Origin of the sequence: Aurantiacibacter marinus (assembly GCF_001021555.1) — a bacterium.
GTDB lineage: Bacteria > Pseudomonadota > Alphaproteobacteria > Sphingomonadales > Sphingomonadaceae > Alteraurantiacibacter > Alteraurantiacibacter marinus.
The window spans coordinates 262,459-282,787 of sequence record NZ_LDCP01000001.1 but is presented as its reverse complement, the minus strand read 5'-3'; the positions used below and the strand labels follow the sequence as shown (position 1 = coordinate 282,787).

Sequence of the window (20,329 nt, the reverse complement as noted above, 5' to 3'; positions counted from 1 at the left end):
CATCAGATGATACCCACGGCCTTTCCGGCGCGTTCGAACATGCCAAGGATCGTTTCGACTTCCTCTGCAGTGTGTTCAGCACAGAGCGAACAACGCAGCAGCGTCATATTCGCTGGCGTTGCCGGGGGACGGGCGAGATTGACGTAAAGCCCCTCGCTCAGCAGCGCGCTCCACATGGCGGCGCCCTTCTCCAGATCGGGCATGATGACCGCGACAATGGCGCTTTGCGGGATATCGGTGCCCAGCGTGAAGCCCAGGTCTTGCAGGCCGCCATGCAGCCGCCGTGAGCTCTGCCACAGGTTTGCCCGCTTGTCCGCCGCACCCATCAGCTTGCGGATAGAGGTAGCAGCTGTCGCGACCACGCTCGGCGGCAGGCTGGCAGTGAAGACGTAGGGACGGCACATCAGCCGCATGATTTCAAACTTGGGATGGTTGGAAACGCAAAAACCGCCCACGGTCCCTACGCTTTTGGAAAAGGTGCCGATGATCAGATCGACATCGTCCATGACGCCAGCGTCTTCCACAACGCCGCGGCCATTCTCACCGATGAAGCCCATGGAATGCGCCTCATCCACCAGCACCATTGCGCCGTTTTCCTTGGCGATCTTCACCATTTCCTTCAGCGGTGCGACATCGCCCAGCATCGAATAGACGCCTTCGAGCACAACCAGCTTGCCAGCGCCTTCAGGAATTCGCTTCAGGCGCTTTTCCATCGCGGTGATATCATTGTGCTTGAACGGCACGATTTCGGCATTGCCCATCGCGCAGCCGTCCCAGATGCTGGCATGGCTATCGATATCAAGCACAACATAGTCGCCCTTGCCGGCGATGGTGGAGATGATGCCGAGGTTGGCCTGATAGCCGGTCGAGAACACCATGGCATGATCCATGCCATAAAATTCACGCAGTGCGTCTTCGCATTCCTTGTGGCCCTGGTAGGTCCCGTTGAGAACGCGGCTGCCGGTAGTGCCGGTGCCAAAATCGCGCAGCGCCTGGATCCCCGACTCGATCACTTCGGGATCGAACGTCATGCCCATGTAATTATACGTGCCGAGCAGGATCGTATCGCGCCCGTTGCACACCGCCCGGGTAGGCGAGAGCACCTTTTCCATCACCAGCGAGAACGGGTCTTCGACACCGCTCGCCAGCAGATTTGCCCGCATTGCGATCGTGTCATCGAATTTGGAGAAAAGGTCTGTGCCTTCGCCGTCCAAAACCTGCGGCTTGTCAGCCTGCATCACGCCTTCGCTCATGAAATTACTCCGCCGCCATCTTGGTAACGGCATCGACGAGCTGCCCGTAGGTCTCGATTTCAGCCTGCTGGTTCATGGAAATGATGATGTCGAATTCATCTTCGATTGCAGCGACGAAATCCATGACGGTCAGGCTGTCAAATTCCAGATCGCCTGCAAAGGTGGTCGCGTCTGTGACGGCGACTTCCTTCTTGTTGAAAGGCTCCAGTATCGAACGAATACGTGTATCGATTGCGGCACGGTCCATGAAAGGTCCAATCCTTGATAATTGTCTCACCCGAACTTTAGGGCAAGGTGTTCCGCGGGCAAAGCTTTACCACCGCCGCTTGTCAAGCACGCCAGGTGGTGGCAGCGTTCCCGCCCTGTCCAACAAAACATGCCGAGGGGGCACGGAATGGACGATAAGTCACTGCTGTCAGATCAATTGTCGGCGGGCAATACCGCACAGGGTCCAGCGACCTTCAGCCTGCATTCTGTGCATATGCTGCGCACGGTACAAAACAATACCCTGCAACTGTCACAGATGGCGGACCAGAAAGCGTCCATTCTGATGGGGGCAACATTCCTTGTGTTTTCCATCGCCGTCAGCCGGTCGCTGACAGGAGATTTGCCGTGGTCGTTGGGAATCCTTGCCGTCTTCGCTTTCCTCAGTTCGCTGCTGGCGGTGCTGGCTGTCCTGCCGTCATTTCGGCCACCCACAGAGGCCGTAACGCTCAATCCACTGTTCTTCGGGCATTTTTCAACGATGGATGAGGAGGAGTGGACTTCCGCCATGTTGGACACGTTGGGTGCGGACGAGACGGTATTCCGGTCCATGTTGCATGATATCTATCAAAACGGAGCGGTCTTGCAGCGGCGAAAATACCGATATCTGGGGTATGCCTACCGCGTCTTTATCGTTGGATTGGTGGTCACGCTGGCCACCTTCGCAGTGGAATTTGCCACATCCACCTAGGCGGCAGCGTCTACCAGGCCTTTAACTGCGGCCATGAAAGGTCCGATGCTTACGGGTTTGGAAAGGTAGCCCTCGGCGCCTGATTCGCGAATGCGCTCTTCATCGCCTTTTCCGGCGTAGGCTGTCACAGCCAGAACCGGCACGTTCGACAGATCGCTGTCATGTTTGAGTATTGCGATGAGATCGAGACCCGAGACATCCTGCAGCTGAATATCCATCACCACGAGGTTGGGAGCGAAAATGCGCGCACGTTCAATCGCCATATTGCCATCAGCCACAGGCTCCACGGAGAATCCGCCCGCCTGCAGCACATCGCAGAAAAGTTTCCGGTTCAGATCGTTGTCCTCGACAACAAGGATTCTCTTCGTCATTGCGCCCCCGTCTGCTTCGTTTGGTCAGTCCATGCCCAGAAGCCTCTCACGCTCATTACCCCTTAACCGGAAATGTTACAATTCGCGGCGATTGTAAAAAAATGTATAAAGACAGCTCATCTTTAGCACTTGGTGCACTCGCATGGATTCTCGCCGATCAGGCCCGTGCAGAGCGTTTTCTCGATTTGACGGGTCTGACACCTGATGGCCTTCGGGGTGCTGTGGGCGAAGTTTCGACGCACCGCGCAATATTCGATTTTCTGGCCTCTCATGAGCCTGATCTGGTCGGCGCTGCGCAAGCATTGGACGTATCTCCGGAAATCCTGATCCGTGCGCAAGAGGAGTTGACGCGATGAACCGACCGCTAGTGGTAACCGATTGCGATGAAGTGCTGCTGCACATGGTGCGCCACTTTCGCGACTGGCTGGATACGCAGCACGACATCACTTTTGCATTGGAGGGCAACCCCTTTGTCCAGTCGATGACCCGGCGCGGTAGCGGTTCTCCGATAGAAGAACGTGAAGTTTGGCAATTGCTGGGCGGTTTTTTCGACACTGAAATGCACACCCAGGAACCGATTGTCGGCGCGCTGGAAGCCATGGCGGAATTGCGCCGCGATGCGGAGGTCGTGGTGCTGACCAATCTGACCGATGAGCGAAACGCTGCGCGCACACTGCAATTGCAAAAACTGGGCATGGATGTGCCGGTCTTCACCAATCAGGGCCCAAAAGGCGGCGCGCTGAAGCGAATCGTGGAAGATCACGTCGCCAATCATGGGGCGGGCCGAGTGGTCTTTATCGACGATATCGCGCAGCATCACGCTTCCGCCAAGGCAGAAATCCCGCATGTGAAACGGCTGCATCTGTGCGGTGAACCAGCCATTGCCCCGCATGTCCCGTGCGCCCACATTGCCGGCGATGCTGACGCACGGATAGACAGCTGGGATATGGCTCTGCCATGGGTGCGCGAAGCATTGCACGCAGGAGAATGACATGGGTATCGAAGCACGCTTGACTGAGCTTGGCATTACATTGCCACAGGCCGCAGCCCCCGTGGCGGCGTATGTCCCGGTCGTGGTTGCGGGCAATATCGCCCATGTTTCCGGTCAGCTGCCCTTCATTGATGGCGCGCTGGTGACAGGGCGGCTGGGCGATGATGTTTCGCTGGAAGAGGGCCAGGCGGCCGCCCGCGCGTGCGGGCTGATGATCCTGGCGCAGCTCAAGAACGCGGGGATAGAACTCGACCGGGTGGAGCGGATCGTCAAGCTAGGCGCTTTCGTCAATTGCACTGGCGATTACACCGATCAGCCGAAGGTCGCCAATGGCGCATCGGAATTGATGTTCGATGTGTTTGGCGAAGCTGGCCGCCATGCCCGCGCCGCAGTTGGCGTACCAGCGCTGCCGCTTGGCGCTGCGGTAGAGGTTGATGCGGTGATTGCGCTCACCGATGGCTAAGACCCCAGGGTGGCTTCAGCGGCAGGCCTATGCCCACCGCGGGCTGCACGCAGCTGCCGTACCGGAAAACTCGCTTGCTGCTTTCTCTGCCGCGATCGATGCAGGACTTGGCATTGAATGCGACCTGCGGGTCAGCGCAGACGGACGCGCAATGGTGTTCCACGATGCCGAGCTGGACCGTTTGACCGGGACGCCCGGCGAGCTTGCGGCGATGACCGTAGGCGATCTGACGGCACTAACCTTTACCGGCAGCGCTGAAACCATCCCCACATTGCGTGACATGCTGGAACTGGTCGCTGGCCGTGTGCCGTTGCTGCTTGAACTCAAGACAGAGGCGCGGACTAGCGTTCACAAGCTGTGCCGTGCGGTCCGGCGCGATGTCGAAGGCTATGGCGGCGAAGTCGCTGTAATGAGCTTCGATCCGCGCATCGCCAGCTGGTTCCGCTCCCATATGCCTGATGTGCCGCGCGGGCTTGTGATTACCGAGCAGGACGCGCGCACGCTTTCGGGCGCGTTGAAACGGCGCATTGCCCTTGCCAAGGCAAGACCGGACTTCCTGGCTTACGATATTCGCGACCTGCCCAGCCGGTTTGCGAAACAGCAGGCGCGGGCCGGATTGCCGGTGCTGACGTGGACGGTGCGCAGCGCAGCCCAGCTTGAAACTGCATCGGGATGCGGCGCTGTGCCGATTCTGGAAGGTGCAGGGGTGGCGGCTTGGGGGCAGGCTTCCTAAGTTGCTGCAATGCCCGAAGCCGCGCTGACTGCACGCATACTCCCGTCCGTAAGTGACATCCCCAAGCTGGACTGGAACCGGCTGGCAGGAGATGCGAACCCGTTTGTGTCCCACGATTTTCTCACTCTTCTTGAACAATCGGGAAGTGTGGGGCGTCTTGATGAAGGCGGGAGTACAGGCTGGCAAAGCGCGCCGCTGGTGCTGGAGGATGAGGCTGGCAAGCTGATCGGCGCGATGCCCAGCTATCTCAAACAGCACAGCCAGGGCGAATATGTCTTCGATTACGCATGGGCCGATGCCTACCAGCATGCTGGCGGGTCCTATTATCCCAAGCTGCAAATCAGCGCGCCATTCACGCCTGCCACGGGGCCTCGTCTGCTGCTTGAAGATCCGGCCCATGCCCCGCATCTGCTGCGGGCAGCCGAGCAATTGGTGGCCAGCAATGGCTGGTCCAGCGCCCATGCAACTTTCGTGGAGCCAGCGCAGGTTCCGCTGTTCGAGGACGCAGGCTGGCTGCGGCGGGAGGACATCCAGTTCCACTGGACCAATCACGAATATGGCAGTTTCGACGATTTCCTCGCCACGCTGACCTCTCGCAAACGCAAGGATTTGCGCAAGGAACGGCGCGCGGCAAATGAGGGAATTGCGATCAAAGTGCTGAGCGGCGCAGATATTCGCCCGGAGCATTGGGACGCATTCTGGCTGTTCTATCAGGATACCGGCGCGCGCAAATGGGGCACGCCCTATTTGACGAGAGCCGCATTCGATATGTTCGGGGAACGGATGGCCGACAGCATCCTGCTGTTACTGGCGTTTGACAATGGTCTGCCGATTGCAGGCGCGCTCAATTTCATTGGCGCAGATGCGCTTTATGGCCGGTATTGGGGCTGCCTTGCGGACAAGCCCTTCCTGCATTTCGAGCTGTGTTATTATCGCGCGATCGACGCCGCGATAGAGCGGGGCCTTAAGCGGGTAGAAGCAGGCGCACAGGGCGGGCACAAGATGGCGCGCGGGTACGGACCTGTGGCGACCACATCGATGCATTACATCCGCGATCCCGGCTTCCGCGATGCCGTGGCCGAATTTCTTGTCGCAGAACGACGCGGGGTCGCGATGGACCGGCAGCACCTGTCGCGGCGCATGCCTTTCCGAAAAGGCTGACTTGTCTCGAATCAGGCGGCGCGGGAAATGCCTGCACGAAGCCATTCGCGCGCACGGCGCTGGGCTTCGGAAATTTCCACTGCGGTCATCTCGTCCGAAACATCGGCGCGGCACCAGCTGGCAGCTTCGTGGCCGGTGGATGCGGCAAGGTTGAACCATTTGTGCGCTTCCACAAGGTCGCAGTTCACACCGTGGCTGCCGGTCGAATAGGCGACGCCGAGGTCGTAGTAGGCGTTCACATCACCATCGGCAGCAGCCGCAAGGCAGCGCGCTACCATCATGTCGGCGCCGCTCGTATCGGCGGTCTCGACCTTGGCAAATGTCTCGATCTTGGTGAGTTCCATGATCGTTAGTCCCCTGTTTCATACCCGGGCACTGTGTTGCCGGGCTTCCTGAGAACCGATGTTTTGACGAACGTGGTCAAGAAATGGTTAACGCCGGCGCTACTTTCGCATCGATCGAATTGGCGATCAGGGCTGAATGGCCTCCCCAAACCAGCCGATTGCTCCCTGATGGGGGTCACAGCCAGATTCGCGCTTGTGCCAGTAGGTTGCGATCCTTATACGCCCGCCGGACCAAGGCCTTTGCAATGCGCGTTTTCAGAGCTGAAAAACCGGGAATGCGTCACCGCAACAGGAAAGGCCAAGTGGATGGGATCGGGAGTATCTGATGGCCGCTGCCACATTTGACGATATTGATATTCTGACCAAGGCGAAGCGGTCCCTGCCGCGCGATTACACGCCGGTCGAGGATGAAGAGTTCATGTCTGCCAAGCAGCTCAACTATTTTCGAGTGCTGCTGCTTGAATGGAAAAAATCAGTGGTTCTGGCGTCCGAAGGCACGTTGCAGAGCCTGCAGGATGGCCCGATCCGCGAACCCGATCTGAACGACCGCGCATCTAGCGAGACCGATTGGGGCATCGAGCTGCGGACACGCGATCGCCAGCGCAAGCTGATTTCCAAAATCGATGCAGCTTTGCGGCGGATTGATGACGGTGAATACGGCTGGTGCAAGGTGACCGGTGAGCCCATTGGCATCAATCGGCTGATTGCCCGCCCTATCGCTACCATGACAGTGGAAGCCCAAGCAGCGCACGAAAGACGCGAAAAGATTTCCCGCGACGATTGACCCGCTTCGGGACAGTTTTACAACTTGTAACAGAAGTTAACTCTCGGTTAGCCTCTGCCCCTGCATTGCCATGGCACGGCAAATGTCCGCGAGGCCGAACGCGCGTTGCGTTGAGAGCGGTTGGATAGCGAAGACACGAGAGAGCACCATGAGCAATGTCGATACCCGTCAGGTCGGCCGTGACAGCCTGTTCCTGTTGGCGCAGGTGCGCATCGATGGTCAGGATAATCCTGTTCGTGTGAAAGTTCGTAACCTGTCTGCCGGCGGCATGATGGCCGAAGGCGATGCCCGTGTCCTGCGCGGCGCGCGCGTTGATGTTGAACTTCGTAACATTGGTTGGATTAACGGTTCTGTCGCCTGGAAGCAGGACAACCGTTTCGGTATCGCCTTTGCTGATGAAATCGATCCCAAGCTTGCCCGCGCCCCCGCCGGCAGTGCTGTTCCGCATCCAGTCAGCGATTTTGAGAAGCGCGGGCCAATTATGGCTGCGCCCAAAGGTGATGGATCGCTGCGCAAGCTTTGATCGCGCAGTTTCGGTTGAAGCGCGTCGCGCACCGGCCTAACCATCACGGATGAAAGCCGCTTCACGTATCCTCTCCACTTTCGTCAGTATTGTGTTGCTTGCCGGATGCGGCGGCAGCAATGATGGCGCGCTGGATGTTGCGCTGATCGGCACACAGGACGCGGTATTTACCGATAGTGCGCGCCTTTCCATAGGTGCACAGCACCTCCGTGCTGCAACGGACAGCGGCCTGGTAACTTTCAATGCCCAAGGCGAAACCGTTCCTGCGCTGGCAGAACGCTGGATCGTAACCGAGGACGGCCTCAGCTTCATTTTTCGGCTGCGCGATACCACTTGGCCTGATGGCAGTCCGATGACAGGCGAAAGCGCTCGGGCAGCGCTGCTTTCGGCAATCGGCCAGCTTGAGGGGACATCGCTGGCATTGGACCTTGCTCCAATTGAAGAAATCCGCGCGATGGCGGGCAGGGTGATCGAAATCCGCCTGACCTCACCCGAACCTTACCTGCTGACCCTTCTGGCCCAGCCTGAGCTTGCCTTGCGCCGCGATGGCGGGGGCACTGGTCCGATGGTGCTCGACCGGATTGACGAAGCGCATGATGGAGGCCGGCGCCAGATTGCCCGATTGGATTTCAAGCCGCCGCAGGAGCGCGGTTTGCCGATTGATGAAAACTGGGAAGAGGACGTGCGCCAGATCGACCTTTTCGTTGTAGATGAGCCGGAAGCCATCCGCATGTTTGACGCTGGCGAAGTCGAACTGGTGCTGGGCGGAGATCTCGGCGGCTTCCCGCTGGTCGATACCGGCCCGCTGGCAACCGGCACGTTGCGTGTGGATTCGCCAGTTGGCTTGTTTGGCTTGCAAGTTCGCAGCGAAACCGGCCTGCTTGGCAATGAAGGCGTGCGTGAAGGCATCGCTATGGCGATTGACCGCGAAGCGCTGCTGGCGCGCTACAACGTCGGCGGCTGGAATCCCACTACGCGCCCGGTTTCGCCCGGTCTTCCCGGCGATCCGGGCCTGGTTAGCGAACGCTGGCTGGACATGGACATCGAAGATCGCCGCACAGAGGCATCCGCGCGCATTTCGGCGTGGCGTCGGCAATTCGACGATGGCGACACGTCCCAGCCTGTGGTCGTTACCGTGGCGTTACAGGAAGGGCCAGGCTGGGACCTGCTGCTGCAAAACCTTGCCAATCAACTGGCTGGTATCGGCATTACGATCGAGCGGGCTGAATCCCGCGCTCAGGCGCAGCTTGTGGTGATCGACCGCATCGCCCGGTTCCCGGCCCCTCGCTGGTTCCTCAACCAGTTCAATTGCACTTTGCGCCGCGGCCTCTGTAGCGAGGAAGTGGATGCACTGGTGGCGCAGGCCCTGGCCGAGACAGACACGACTGCGCGGGCTATGCTAATGGCTCAGGCAGAGGCTGAATTCACGCTGGAGAATGTGTATATTCCAATTGGTTCACCGCTGCGCTGGTCGCTCTTGAGAGGCAGCGTCGATGGGTTCGAAGCCAATCCTCACGCTTTCCATCCCTTGCCGCCACTGGCGGAAATACCCAGATAGGCGCTGAGGAGACCTGCCGATATGGCCGAATTTCAGAAGCCTGTACCCATCCAGCCCGATCCGGTTCGCCCTGAGCCTATCCGCCCCGACCAGCTTGGCATTGACTTGCCGCTGGGCAAGGATGTGCATTCGATCCGCCGCCGGATCGAAGCGATGGAGGTGGTGCTGGAACGCAGTTTTGTGATCCCCGGTATCAACCGGCCCGTGGGCCTGGATTCCATCATCGGCCTTGTGCCTGTGGTCGGCGATATTATCGCCATGGGAATGGGCGCCTATATCGTTTGGGAAGCGCGTAACCTGAATTTGCCCAAGTGGAAGCTGCTGCGCATGGCGAGCAATGTCGCGTTCGATACTGCCGTGGGCGCGGTGCCGGTCGTGGGCGATGTGTTTGATTTCATGTTCCGTTCAAACACCCGCAATTTGCGGATCGTGAAGAAACACCTCGACAAGCATCATCCCGAAACTCGGGTTATCGATCAATAATCGCAGCGTAGTTTCATTCGTGACCGCTCTGGCCTAAAGCTTGCGCCTATGGCGAAAACCGATGTCACCTATGCCTCGTATCTCGATCTCCCCCGCATCCTGTCGGCGCAGCATCCTGCGTCGGATGCGCATGACGAGTTTCTGTTCATTATCGTCCACCAGGCGAGCGAGCTGTGGCTGAAGCTGTGCTTGCATGAGCTGGAAGCTGCGCGTGAGCTGATCATTGCCGATGACCTCGCGCCGGCCTTCAAGATGCTTGCCCGCGTGGCGCAGGCGCAGCGGCAGCTGATTTCCAGCTGGGACGTGCTGGCGACGATGACGCCGCATGATTATTCGCTGGTCCGTCCGCATCTGGGCACATCGAGCGGGTTCCAGTCTGCGCAGTACCGCCTGATGGAATTCATCCTGGGCGGGCGCAATCCCGACATGGTGACGATGCACGAAGCGGTCCCTGAAGTGGCGGCGAAGCTGACTGCGGAACTCGACCGGCCAAGCCTGTACGACGAAGTGCTGCGCCTGCTGAAACGGCGCGGCTTCGCTATTCCAGAAGATGTTCTGGCACCCGATATCCGCGCGCCGCATGTTTCAAACGATGTCGTGGTTAAAGCTTGGGCAGAGGTCTATCGCCACCCCCGCAAACATTGGGATTTGTATGAACTGGCAGAAAAGCTGGTCGATCTGGAATATCACTTCCAACGCTGGCGCTTTGGTCATTTGAAGACTGTAGAGCGGGTAATTGGTTTCAAACGAGGCACCGGCGGAACCGCAGGTATTCCGTATCTGGAAAGCGTTTTGAAACTGGGCTTTTTTCCTGAATTGCTGGCAGTGAGAACCGAGCTGTGAAGACGCTGATCGAACAGGCCGCCAACCTCGACGCGGCCGACCCGCTCGCGAAATGGCGCGGTGAATTCCTGCTGGATGATGCCATCGCTTATCTTGATGGCAACTCGCTGGGCGCGCTGCCCAAGGCCACGCCTGACCGGATTGCGGAGGTTGTGCGACGGGAATGGGGTGAAGACCTGATCTCGAGCTGGAATACCGCAGGCTGGATCAATTTGCCGCAGCGGCTGGGCGCCAAGATCGCTCCGCTGGTGGGCGCGAAATCCGATGAAGTGATCGCGGCAGACAGCGTATCTGTAAACCTGTTCAAGCTGATCAGCGCGGCGCTGAAACTGCAGTCCCAGAACGGTCAGCGCCGCAAGGTCGTGCTGTCCGAACCGGGCAATTTCCCGACTGACCTCTACATGATCGAAGGGCTGGAAAGCCAAGGTCTTGCGGAGCAGAGGCTGGCGGACCGCGGGGATATCGAAAGCGCTTTAGGCGATGATGTCGCGCTGCTGATGCTGACCCATGTGCATTACAAATCGGGCGAGATGTTCGACATGGCCCGGCTGACCAAGGCAGCGCATGATGCGGGCGCTTTAGTGTTGTGGGACCTTTCCCATTCGGCAGGCGCAGTGCCGGTCGATTTGAACGGCGCAGGCGCGGATTTTGCGGTTGGTTGCGGGTATAAATACCTCAACGGTGGCCCGGGTGCGCCTGCCTTTGCCTATGTGGCGCAGCGGCACCAAAGCGGCATTGAACAGCCTTTAAGCGGCTGGATGGGTCATGCAAAGCCGTTCGACTTTACCGATGAGTATGCGCCTGCACCCGGCGTGGACCGATTGCTTTGCGGCACCCCGCCAATCCTTTCGATGAGCGCGATGGAAGTGGGCGTGGACCTGATGGCGAGCATCGGCATCGCGCCGCTGGTCGAGAAATCGAGTGGCCTGTCAGAATTCACCCGCGCTGCGATGGCAGAACATATTCCCGAACTGGAGTGCATCTCCCCCGCCGATCCGGCAGTGCGCGGCAGCCAGCTCTCGTTCCGGCATGAAAACGCCTACGAGCTATGCCAGGCCCTCATCGCCCGCAAAGTTATCGGAGACTTCCGCGCGCCTGACGTACTGCGCGTAGGCTTCGCGCCAGCCTACGTCCGCTACGCCGACTGCGCGCGGCTGGTGAGTGAACTGCGCGATATGCTGGACAGCGGCGAGTGGCGGAAAGCGGAATATGCGGAGCGCGGGGCGGTGACTTGAGCGGGCGGCTCTGGCCTTATCTTCGTGTTTGGCATGAGTGTGGACTGGGTCGCTTGGCTCGTATTCGCCAAATGGATGCCTTGGTACTACGTGGCTGTAATTGCGCTGATCTGGCCTTGGATAATGGTGCGGCTCACCTGAGACCAACCCCTCAAGCCTCCAGCTCGATATCCCAGTACAGCCAATCGCGCCAAGTTTCGTGAAGGAAGTTCGGCGGGAAGCTTTTGCCTTGCTGTTGCAGCTGCCACGAAGTCGGGCGGATCGGCGTGTATTGCAGGTGCATCCCGGCCTCTTTCGGCGTGCGGCCACCCTTCTTCATGTTGCACGGCGCGCAGGCGGTGGCGATGTTTTCCCATGTGGTCTTGCCGCCCTGCCGCCGGGGGGTGACGTGATCGTAGGTCAAATCCTTCGGACTGCCGCAATATTGGCAGGCGAAGCGGTCGCGCAGGAACAGGTTGAACCGTGTAAAAGCCGGAAACTGGCTCGGCTTTACATATTGCCGCAGGGCGATCACGCTTGGCACCGCCATGTCGAGCGATTGCGAATGCACCGCGCGGTCATAGGTCGCAACGATATCCACCCGCTCCAGAAACACCGCCTTGATCGCGGTCTGCCACGGCCACAGGCTGAGTGGATAGTAGGAAAGCGGCGTGTAATCCGCGTTCAGCACAAGGGCGGGGCAGCTTTCCAGAGAGCGCACAGGATCACCCTCGGCGCTTTTGAATACCGCAGCACGTTCAATCAGTTCGGTCTTGAACACTTTTGGTGTCCTCCGTGATTCTGCTTGAAATGTGCATTTACACAGCGAAGCGTCAACCCTGTTACAGACAGGCTTTCCACAGGGATGTGCACAGCGCGCGCGATCTGGCATGAGCTTGCGAAGCCATGATAACGCCCATGACCACCACGCGCTTTGCCCCCAGCCCCAACGGCCCGCTGCATCTGGGCCATGCCTATTCTGCCATAGTGGCGCACGATCTTGCGAAGGAGGCGGGCGGACGTTTTCTGCTGCGGATCGAGGATATCGACGGTGCGCGGTCTCGCCCGGAACTGGCCGATGAATTCCGCCGTGATCTGGAATGGCTGGGGCTGGAATGGGACGAAGTGCCCGCGCAATCGACTCGGCTGGATAGCTATCATGCGGCGGCGGAGCGGCTACGAGAAATGGGGGTTTTGTATCCTTGCACCTGCACCCGTGCGGAAATTGAGGCGCTGGCGCCGCGTTTATCGCCCGGTGGGATGATCTATCCTGGCAGTTGCAAGGGAAGCCACCATGACCTGACCCGCCCGGCAGCGATGCGGCTCGATCTGGAAAGCGCGCTGGCGCTTGCAGGCGAACTGGAGTGGGAGGACGATAACGCAGGTATCCAGCGAGCCGACCCGCGCGAATTTGGCGATGTGGTGCTGGTGCGCAAGGATGCGCCCGCCAGCTATCATCTGGCCGCCACGCTGGACGATGGGGCGGATGGGGTAACGCTGGTTACGCGCGGGGCAGATCTGTTTTCGATGACGCACATCCACCGCCTGCTGCAACAGCTGCTGGGTCTGCCCGTGCCGCGCTGGCACCACCATGCGCTGCTGCTGGATGATACGGGCGAGAAACTGGCCAAACGGCGCGGCTCGCCGTCACTTTCGGATCGCAGGGCAGCGGGTGATGATGGCAAGAAGCTGGCGCAAAGCCTCCGCATGGGCCAAATGCCGTGTGGTATTACCCTGTCCGGCTTCCCACATGGTGTCTTATGAACGCACTCTTTATCATCCTGATCGCCATTTTCTGTATCATGGTCGTGGTGTCGCTGGTTCGCGGCATCATCGCCTTCTTGCAAACCACGAAGATCGACCTCGAAAACGGGACCGATAATTCGCAGGCCATGCAGGCGAAGCAGAACCAGGCGATGTTTGCCCGGATCAAATATCAGGCGCTGGCAATTGTTGTGGTTGCCGTCCTTCTTGCCGTAAACAGCTAATTTGTTTTGCGCACCCGCATCCGCGGGTGCATCCTCGCAGCTGTTCCTTTCCCCTGAAACAAGTTCAGGGTGCGGGGCTGCTGCGGGCGGGCCTTCGCCCTTGCGGTTTGTTTTCAACCAACCGTTTGCATCGCAATTTTCAGGGCTTAGTGAGAGACCATGGTCAAGCTGAACAAGATTTACACGCGCACCGGGGACGATGGCACCACGGGTCTGGTCGATGGATCGCGCCTGCCCAAGCACGCCGCGCGCATGGAAGCGGTTGGCGCAGTGGATGAGGCCAACGCGGCGCTCGGATTTGCAGCTGAGGCGATGGACGGCGCGCACCGCGATGACGTGGTGCGGCTTCTCAATGATATGTTCGACCTTGGCGCTGATCTGGCCACGCCTGCGGGCGAGGACGAGGACTTTGCTCCGTCGGAAATGGTTCTTCGAATTGTGCCCGCTCAGGTAAAATGGATCGAAGACCGGATTGACGCCGTGAACGCCGAACTGGAGCCGCTCACCAGTTTCATTCTGCCAGGCGGAAGCGAAGCTGCCGCGCGCCTCCATCTGGCCCGTACTTCGGCGCGCCGGGCGGAACGTGCGGTGTCTGCGTTGGCGGCGCAGGAGCCAGTCAATCCAGCAGCTGCCCAATTCATCAATCGGCTGTCGGACTACCTTTTCGTCCTCTGCCGCGCGGTCAACAATGGCGGAGCGGGTGATGTTTTGTGGACTCCCGGCGCGAACCGGTAATTTGGAACCAGCTCCGCTGCCTGCCCGTTGGTAAAGCAAAGGAGATACCACATGACCGATACAAAACCGCAGAGCCCCAACCTCAGCCAGGAACAGCGCCAGGCAGGCCTCGCGCCCGAAACGCATAATGATGAGCAGGATGATCACCGCTCCCAGGCGCAGGAAGTTGCCGAGCAGGCGAAGGCTTTGACAGAAGAGACCGGTAGCCCGACCGAAAGCACCAAAAGCAAGAATCCATCAGGCTTGATGGGCGATTCCACGCAGGACACCGTCGATCACATGCGCGACATGGAAAGTTCTGGCCGGATCGACATGCACGCGTTTGACGGAGAGCCGAACCACGATGACAATGTCGACAAATACGGCAAGGGCCACAATCCAGACGGCCTGCGCGGTGACGGCAGCTAATCGCCTGCTAACCGCCCGCTATCCACTTTGCGCTAGCGTTCCGTCATTGAGCAGCCACAGCGCTACGATCAAAACAGCGGCGCCTGCCGAAATCGAATAAGCGACCAGCTTGATATTGGGCAATTTTGGCGCGTCTACCGCGTGTGAGGACAATCGTTCGAACGCGCGGCAGGCGCGCCTTTCCGCGCTTATCGCAAACACGATGGCCAGCACGATGAACATTGTCGCGATGGCCTTGGCCAGCCATGGCGGATCAAATTCCCCGAACAGCGCGCGAAAACCGATGCCGATTGCGATGGCGGCGAAGGCAGTGCGCATCCATCCGGCAAATGTCCTTTCCAGCGCCATGATCGTGCGATCTTCCGCCCAGTCGGTGCGGTTTTCCGCCCATCTGGTGGATTTGTCATCACTTTTGAGCTCGGGATCGTCCTGTGCCATGACCGCAGGATAGGTGACGCAGGCGCGAATGCCAATGCGGTCAATCAGTTATCGCCGGCCTCGCGTTTCAGGCGATACAGCATGTCGAGTGCATCGCGCGGTGTGAGCGCGTCGATATCGAGCGAATTGAGAGTATCGCGCAGCCCGTCGCGTTCTACTTCCGCAGCTTCCAGAGCCGCAGCAAACAGCGGCAGATCACCAAGGCCAGCGGCCAGCCCGCCCGTTTCGGCGCGACCTTTTTCAAGCTTGTCGAGCACGGATTTGGCGCGTTTGACCACCGGCGCAGGCACGCCCGCCAGCTTCGCAACCGCGAGCCCGTAACTGCGATCTGCCGCCCCTTCCGAAAGCTCGTGAAGCAACACCAGATCGCCTTTCCACTCCTTCGCGCGGACATGGTGCAGACTAAGCGCGTCGCAGGTTTCCGCCAATCGCGCCATCTCGTGATAATGCGTGGCGAACAGACAGCGGCAGCGGTTGGTTTCGTGGATGGCCTCAGCCACAGCCCACGCCAGCGCCAGCCCGTCATAGGTTGATGTACCGCGCCCGACTTCGTCCAGGATCACAAAACTACGCTCGCCCGCTTGGCTAAGGATCGCAGCAGTTTCGACCATCTCGACCATGAAGGTGGAGCGGCCTCGCGCCAGATTGTCCGACGCGCCAACACGGCTGAACAATTGATCGACAAGGCCGATATGTGCTGACCGGGCAGGTACGAACCCGCCTGCCTGCGCGAGCAGAATGATGAGCGCGTTTTGCCGTAAGAACGTCGATTTACCGCCCATGTTCGGTCCGCCCACCAGCCACAGCCGGTCGTTGCTCGACAGAGCGCAATCATTGGCGACGAAGCGTTCTCCGCTGGCTGCAAGTGCCGCTTCGACAACCGGATGGCGGCCGGCCTCGATATCGAGCACCGGATCATCGCTGATCTGCGGGCGGCACCATTCGCCTTCGGATGCGCGCTCTGCCTGCCCTGTCGATACGTCGAGCCGCGCCAGGGCGGCAGCGGTGCCAGCGATGGCTTCACGGCGCGCGGCCACCGCTTCCATCAGCTCCTCGAAATGCGATTCTTCCGCTGCCAGAGCGCGCCCGCCAGCCTCGGCAATGCGGCCCGCTTCTTCGTGCAGGGTGAGCGAGTTGAAGCGCACCGCATTGGCCATCGTCTGGCGGTGAGTAAAGCCGCTGTCAGGTGCCATCAGCTTGTCGGCATGTTTGGCAGGCACTTCGATAAAGTAACCGAGCACGCCGTTGTGCTTGATCTTGAGCGAAGGCGTGTCGGTATCCGCCCGGTAGCGCGCTTCCATCGCGGCGATGGCGCGGCGGGCATTGCCCGATACCTCGCGCAATTCATCCAGCGCGTGATCATACCCTTCGGCGATGAAGCCGCCGTTTTGCCGTTCTGTTGGCGGGGACGGCACCAACGCGCTGCCCAGCAGATCGGTAAGCTCCGCATGGCCGGTCAGCGAAGGCAGCAGCGCCTCCAGCATCGCAGGCCGATCAGCCCTGTCTTTCAACATATCATGAATACGGCGCGCCCCGCTCAGGCCATCGCGTATCTGGCCAAGGTCACGCGGACTGCCGCGGCCTGCAACCAACCGGCCCAATGCGCGGCCAATATCAGGGAGCGCTCGCAGCAATCCGCGTAAATCCCCGCGCAGCAGCGGATCACTGAAAAGATATTGCACCAGTGCCAGCCGCGCCTCGATCGCGGGCTTGTGCGCCAGCGGAGCGGAAAGGTCTTCAGCAAGCAACCGTGCGCCAGCCCCGGTAACGCAGCGGTCCACTGCCGCAATCAGCGAATGGGCGCGCCCGCCTTGCTGGCTGGCGAGGATTTCAAGACTGGCGCGCGTGGCCTCGTCCATTGCCATGTGCCCGTCATGAGACCGTGCAAAGGGTGGCAGCAGGAGCGGCATATTGCCGCGCCCGGCATGGTCCAGATAGGCAAGCAATCCACCCGCTGCGGCCAGCATCGCTCGGCTGAACCCGCCAAACCCGTCCAGCGTCGCGACGCCGTGAATGGCCTTCAGCTGAATCTCGCCCGCGTCGCTCGAGAAGGTGCTTACCGCACGCAATACCATTTCGGCATTTTCGCCCAGAGCGCGCGTTGCCCAACCTTCCGGTGCCACAATCTCGCTCGCCCCGATCCGCGCCAGCACAGCAGGCAGCCGTTCGGGGATGCATTCTTCCAGCATCATTGCGCCGGTCGAGATATCGCATGCCGCCACGCCGCAGGTGCCGCGCACATCGCACACAGCCGCCAGCATATTTGCCCGGCGCGGTTCGAGCAGCGCCTCCTCAGTCAGCGTGCCCGCCGTTACGAAGCGCACGATATCCCGTTTCACCAGCACCTTTGAGGAGGGTGTGCCTTCGCGCTTGGCCCGCGCCTTGGCCTCGCCAGGTGTTTCCACTTGCTCGGCAATCGCGACCCGGCATCCGGCCTTGATCAGCCGTGCGAGATAGCCTTCGGCTGCGTGCACCGGCACCCCGCACATCGGCACGGGCTGACCATTGTTTTCGCCCCGCGCGGTCAACGCGATATCAAGCACGCTGGCCGCCTTTTTCGCATCGTCGAAGAACAGTTCGAAAAAGTCGCCCATGCGATAAAACAGCAAACAGTCCCCCGCCTCGGCCTTGAGACCGAGGTACTGTTTCATCATCGGAGTAGCGGTGCTGGCCATACTCCTGCGGCGGTAGCGTGCCAGCGTCCGATTCGGGAAGGCGTGCGCGCAACCTTTCCCCTATCCCCGCCGCGCACATGCCTCTATGCGGGACGCCATACAGGAGAGCGAGCCTTGGACGAAAAAGAGAATAAAGGTTTCACCGAGCGCGAAGCGCTGTTTTATCACGAAACCATCCGCCCCGGTAAGATCGAGATTATCGCATCGAAGCCGATGACGACTCAGCGCGATTTGTCGCTCGCTTATTCCCCCGGCGTTGCTGCACCTGTTGAGGCCATAGCCAGAGATCCTTCGCTCGCGGCAAAATATACCGCCCGGGCCAACCTTGTGGCGGTGATTTCCAATGGTACGGCCATCCTCGGCCTCGGCAATCTGGGCGCGCTTGCATCCAAGCCGGTGATGGAAGGCAAGGCCGTTCTGTTCAAACGGTTCGCGGATGTCGATTCCATCGATATCGAGCTCGATACCGAAGATCCTGAAAAGTTCATCGAAGCGGTTGCCTTGATGGAGCCGACTTTTGGCGGCATCAATCTTGAAGATATTGCTGCGCCCGAATGCTTTATCATTGAACAGGCTCTGCGCGACCGGATGAATATCCCGGTCATGCACGATGACCAGCACGGCACGGCGATCATCGCCGCCGCGGGCTTGCTGAACGCGGCATTCCTTACCGGGCGCGAGCTTAAAGATTGCAAAATGGTGGTGAACGGTGCGGGCGCATCTGCGCTGGCCTGTACCGCGCTGATCAAGGCGATGGGCATCCCCCACGAAAATGTGATCGTGTGCGATCGGACCGGTCCGATTTATCCCGGCCGCGAGAATGTGGACCAGTGGAAAAGCGCCCATGCCGTTCCGACGCAGGCGCGCACCCTGGAAGAGGCGCTGGACGGCGCGGATATCTTCCTCGGCCTGTCTGCTGCCGGTGCGTTGAAGCCGGAATGGGTCATGAAGATGGCGGACAGCCCGATCATCTTTGCGATGGCCAATCCCACGCCCGAAATCATGCCCGACGAAGCGAAGGCCGTGCGCCCCGATGCGATCATCGCAACCGGCCGCAGCGACTTCCCCAATCAGGTGAACAATGTGCTCGGCTTTCCCTTCATCTTCCGCGGCGCACTGGATGTGCGTGCGACTGCGATCAATGAAGAAATGAAAGTTGCCGCTGCAAAAGCTATTGCGGAACTGGCGCGGGAACGTGTGCCCGAAGAAGTGGCTGCCGCATATGGCATAAACCACAAGTTTGGGCGCGAATACATCATTCCAGCCCCTTTCGATCCGCGCCTGATGGAACGTGTTTCCTGCGCTGTCGCCAAGGCCGCGATGGATTCTGGCGTAGCACAGGACCCGATCGAGGATTTCGACGAATATACGCTGCGCCTGCGCAGCCGCCTCAATCCCACGACTTCTGCGCTGACCCGCGTTTACGAAGACGCGAAGGCCAACCCCAAACGCATGGTATTTGCCGAGGCAGAAGAAGATGTCGCGCTGCGTGCGGCCATACAGTTCCGCGATTTCGGTTACGGCACGCCTATTCTGGTCGGACGAACCGAGAAGGTGCTGGAAAAGCTGCGCGAGCTCGCAGTGGACGATCCGGAAAGCTACGAAATCGCCAATTCGGCCAATTATCCCGATATCGAACCGATGGTGGAGTATCTTTACAAAAGGCTCCAGCGGCGCGGTTATACGAAGCGCGACGTGGGCCGCATGGTCAATCAGGAACGTAACGTGTTCGCCGCTCTGCTGGTGGCGCTTGGGCACGGCGACGGGATGATTTCCGGCCTTACCCGCACATTCAGCCAGACTGCGCGTGAAGTGGCCCGGGTGCTTGATCCCAAGCCAGACGCAACGCCGTTCGGTATCCATATGATCGTGGGCAAGAACCACACCACTTTCCTTGCCGACACGACCATCAATGAACGGCCAACCGCGCCGCAGCTGGCCTATATCGCCAAGGAAACAGCCGCTGTTGCACGCCGGATGGGGCATGAACCGCGCGTGGCCTTCATGTCCTATTCCACCTTCGGCAATCCTGCTGGCCAATGGCTTGGCAATGTGCGCGATGCCGTGGCCATTCTGGACGCTGAAGATCCCGGCTTTGAATACGAAGGCGAAATGGCGCCCGATGCCGCGCTGAACCCGAAGGTCATGGAGCTGTATCCGTTCAGCCGCCTGTCGGGCCCTGCCAACGTCCTGATCATGCCCGGTCTGCAAAGCGCCAATCTGTCAGCGAAGTTGCTGCGTGAATTGGGCGGCGATGCGACGATCGGGCCGATGCAGATCGGTATGGAAAAGCCGGTGCAGATCGCTGCGATGACTGCCATTGCTCCAGAGGTGCTGACACTGGCCGTTTTGGCAAGTGCGGGCATCCTCGGCTGACGAGACAATCTGCGACAATTTGGTACGCCTGTA

24 protein-coding genes are annotated in these 20,329 nt (G+C 59.8%); 17 read left to right on the top strand and 7 right to left on the bottom strand.

The window, feature by feature from the left end; genetic code table 11:
- Positions 1 to 2: 2 nt before the first annotated feature.
- The gene (gene spt, locus AB731_RS01335; protein ID WP_047092736.1) at positions 3 to 1,253 is read right to left on the bottom strand and encodes a serine palmitoyltransferase; all 1,251 of its coding nucleotides are present in this window, start codon (positions 1,251 to 1,253) and stop codon (positions 3 to 5) included.
- 4 nt (positions 1,254 to 1,257) lie between these two features.
- Complete coding sequence (locus AB731_RS01330; protein WP_047092737.1) at positions 1,258 to 1,500, bottom strand: acyl carrier protein; 243 nt, start codon at positions 1,498 to 1,500, stop codon at positions 1,258 to 1,260.
- 147 nt (positions 1,501 to 1,647) lie between these two features.
- On the opposite strand from AB731_RS01330, the gene AB731_RS01325 reads away from it, so the two are divergent.
- Positions 1,648 to 2,208: a Pycsar system effector family protein gene (locus AB731_RS01325; protein WP_047092738.1), complete on the top strand. Its 561-nt coding sequence runs from the start codon at positions 1,648 to 1,650 to the stop codon at positions 2,206 to 2,208.
- On the opposite strand, the gene AB731_RS01320 is transcribed toward AB731_RS01325, so the two are convergent.
- Positions 2,205 to 2,579 (bottom strand): response regulator, encoded by a 375-nt coding sequence (locus AB731_RS01320; protein WP_047092739.1) that lies wholly within the window; start codon positions 2,577 to 2,579, stop codon positions 2,205 to 2,207. The genes AB731_RS01325 and AB731_RS01320 overlap by 4 nt on opposite strands.
- Positions 2,580 to 2,680: 101 nt before the next feature.
- Between AB731_RS01320 and AB731_RS01315 the strand changes: the two genes are divergently transcribed.
- Genes AB731_RS01315 through AB731_RS01295 form a run of 5 tightly spaced genes read left to right on the top strand, consistent with a single transcriptional unit; the run spans position 2,681 to position 5,927 of the window.
- Positions 2,681 to 2,935 carry a DUF3572 family protein gene (locus tag AB731_RS01315; RefSeq protein WP_047092740.1) on the top strand — a complete coding sequence of 85 codons (255 nt, stop codon included), beginning with the start codon at positions 2,681 to 2,683 and terminating at the stop codon, positions 2,933 to 2,935.
- A complete protein-coding gene (locus AB731_RS01310; RefSeq protein ID WP_047092741.1) occupies positions 2,932 to 3,570 on the top strand; it encodes a hypothetical protein in 639 nt (212 codons plus the stop codon). The genes AB731_RS01315 and AB731_RS01310 overlap by 4 nt, the downstream gene beginning before the upstream one ends.
- 1 nt (position 3,571) lies before the next feature.
- A complete protein-coding gene (locus tag AB731_RS01305) occupies positions 3,572 to 4,033 on the top strand; it encodes a RidA family protein (protein ID WP_047092742.1) in 462 nt (153 codons plus the stop codon).
- Positions 4,026 to 4,766 carry a glycerophosphodiester phosphodiesterase family protein gene (locus tag AB731_RS01300; RefSeq protein ID WP_047092743.1) on the top strand — a complete coding sequence of 247 codons (741 nt, stop codon included), beginning with the start codon at positions 4,026 to 4,028 and terminating at the stop codon, positions 4,764 to 4,766. Before AB731_RS01305 ends, AB731_RS01300 begins: the two co-directional genes overlap by 8 nt.
- A gap of 9 nt (positions 4,767 to 4,775) precedes the next feature.
- On the top strand, positions 4,776 to 5,927 hold the full coding sequence (locus AB731_RS01295) for a GNAT family N-acetyltransferase (protein ID WP_047092744.1): 1,152 nt from the start codon (positions 4,776 to 4,778) through the stop codon (positions 5,925 to 5,927).
- An 11-nt stretch (positions 5,928 to 5,938) separates the two neighbouring features.
- On the opposite strand, the gene AB731_RS01290 is transcribed toward AB731_RS01295, so the two are convergent.
- Entirely contained in the window at positions 5,939 to 6,271 is a 333-nt protein-coding gene (locus AB731_RS01290; RefSeq protein WP_047092745.1) for an SEL1-like repeat protein, read from the bottom strand.
- Positions 6,272 to 6,596: 325 nt separating this feature from the next.
- Here AB731_RS01290 and dksA point away from each other — a divergent pair, with 325 nt between their 5' ends.
- From dksA to kynU, 6 genes are all read left to right on the top strand, one after another.
- A complete protein-coding gene (dksA, locus tag AB731_RS01285; protein ID WP_047092746.1) occupies positions 6,597 to 7,055 on the top strand; it encodes an RNA polymerase-binding protein DksA in 459 nt (152 codons plus the stop codon).
- Positions 7,056 to 7,203: 148 nt separating this feature from the next.
- Positions 7,204 to 7,578, top strand: a complete 375-nt coding sequence (locus AB731_RS01280; RefSeq protein ID WP_047092747.1) for a PilZ domain-containing protein — start codon at positions 7,204 to 7,206, stop codon at positions 7,576 to 7,578.
- Between the two features lie 49 nt (positions 7,579 to 7,627).
- A complete protein-coding gene (locus tag AB731_RS01275; protein WP_047092748.1) occupies positions 7,628 to 9,136 on the top strand; it encodes an ABC transporter substrate-binding protein in 1,509 nt (502 codons plus the stop codon).
- 21 nt (positions 9,137 to 9,157) lie between these two features.
- Positions 9,158 to 9,619 carry a DUF4112 domain-containing protein gene (locus tag AB731_RS01270; protein ID WP_082126303.1) on the top strand — a complete coding sequence of 154 codons (462 nt, stop codon included), beginning with the start codon at positions 9,158 to 9,160 and terminating at the stop codon, positions 9,617 to 9,619.
- 48 nt (positions 9,620 to 9,667) lie between these two features.
- Positions 9,668 to 10,462, top strand: coding sequence for a tryptophan 2,3-dioxygenase (locus AB731_RS01265; RefSeq protein ID WP_047092749.1), 795 nt, complete (start codon positions 9,668 to 9,670; stop codon positions 10,460 to 10,462).
- 5 nt (positions 10,463 to 10,467) lie between these two features.
- Positions 10,468 to 11,697, top strand: coding sequence for a kynureninase (gene kynU / locus AB731_RS01260; RefSeq protein ID WP_047093177.1), 1,230 nt, complete (start codon positions 10,468 to 10,470; stop codon positions 11,695 to 11,697).
- Between the two features lie 151 nt (positions 11,698 to 11,848).
- Here the strand turns inward: kynU and AB731_RS01255 are convergent, their stop codons facing one another.
- A complete protein-coding gene (locus tag AB731_RS01255; protein WP_047092750.1) occupies positions 11,849 to 12,457 on the bottom strand; it encodes an HNH endonuclease in 609 nt (202 codons plus the stop codon).
- Between the two features lie 137 nt (positions 12,458 to 12,594).
- Here AB731_RS01255 and gluQRS point away from each other — a divergent pair, with 137 nt between their 5' ends.
- The 4 genes from gluQRS (at position 12,595) to AB731_RS01235 (ending at position 14,807) form a co-directional block, all read left to right on the top strand.
- Positions 12,595 to 13,440 (top strand): tRNA glutamyl-Q(34) synthetase GluQRS, encoded by an 846-nt coding sequence (gene gluQRS, locus AB731_RS01250; RefSeq protein ID WP_047092751.1) that lies wholly within the window; start codon positions 12,595 to 12,597, stop codon positions 13,438 to 13,440.
- Entirely contained in the window at positions 13,437 to 13,664 is a 228-nt protein-coding gene (locus AB731_RS01245; protein WP_047092752.1) for an HIG1 domain-containing protein, read from the top strand. Before gluQRS ends, AB731_RS01245 begins: the two co-directional genes overlap by 4 nt.
- Before the next feature lie 159 nt (positions 13,665 to 13,823).
- A complete protein-coding gene (locus AB731_RS01240) occupies positions 13,824 to 14,399 on the top strand; it encodes a cob(I)yrinic acid a,c-diamide adenosyltransferase (protein ID WP_047092753.1) in 576 nt (191 codons plus the stop codon).
- 51 nt (positions 14,400 to 14,450) lie between these two features.
- A complete protein-coding gene (locus AB731_RS01235; protein WP_047092754.1) occupies positions 14,451 to 14,807 on the top strand; it encodes a hypothetical protein in 357 nt (118 codons plus the stop codon).
- An 18-nt stretch (positions 14,808 to 14,825) separates the two neighbouring features.
- On the opposite strand, the gene AB731_RS01230 is transcribed toward AB731_RS01235, so the two are convergent.
- Together AB731_RS01230 and mutS are read right to left on the bottom strand one after the other, a co-directional pair.
- Positions 14,826 to 15,245 (bottom strand): YidH family protein, encoded by a 420-nt coding sequence (locus AB731_RS01230; RefSeq protein WP_047092755.1) that lies wholly within the window; start codon positions 15,243 to 15,245, stop codon positions 14,826 to 14,828.
- A 44-nt stretch (positions 15,246 to 15,289) separates the two neighbouring features.
- Positions 15,290 to 17,920, bottom strand: a complete 2,631-nt coding sequence (mutS, locus tag AB731_RS01225) for a DNA mismatch repair protein MutS (protein ID WP_047092756.1) — start codon at positions 17,918 to 17,920, stop codon at positions 15,290 to 15,292.
- A 114-nt stretch (positions 17,921 to 18,034) separates the two neighbouring features.
- Between mutS and AB731_RS01220 the strand changes: the two genes are divergently transcribed.
- On the top strand, positions 18,035 to 20,296 hold the full coding sequence (locus AB731_RS01220; RefSeq protein ID WP_047092757.1) for an NADP-dependent malic enzyme: 2,262 nt from the start codon (positions 18,035 to 18,037) through the stop codon (positions 20,294 to 20,296).
- The last annotated feature ends 33 nt before the right edge of the window (positions 20,297 to 20,329 follow it).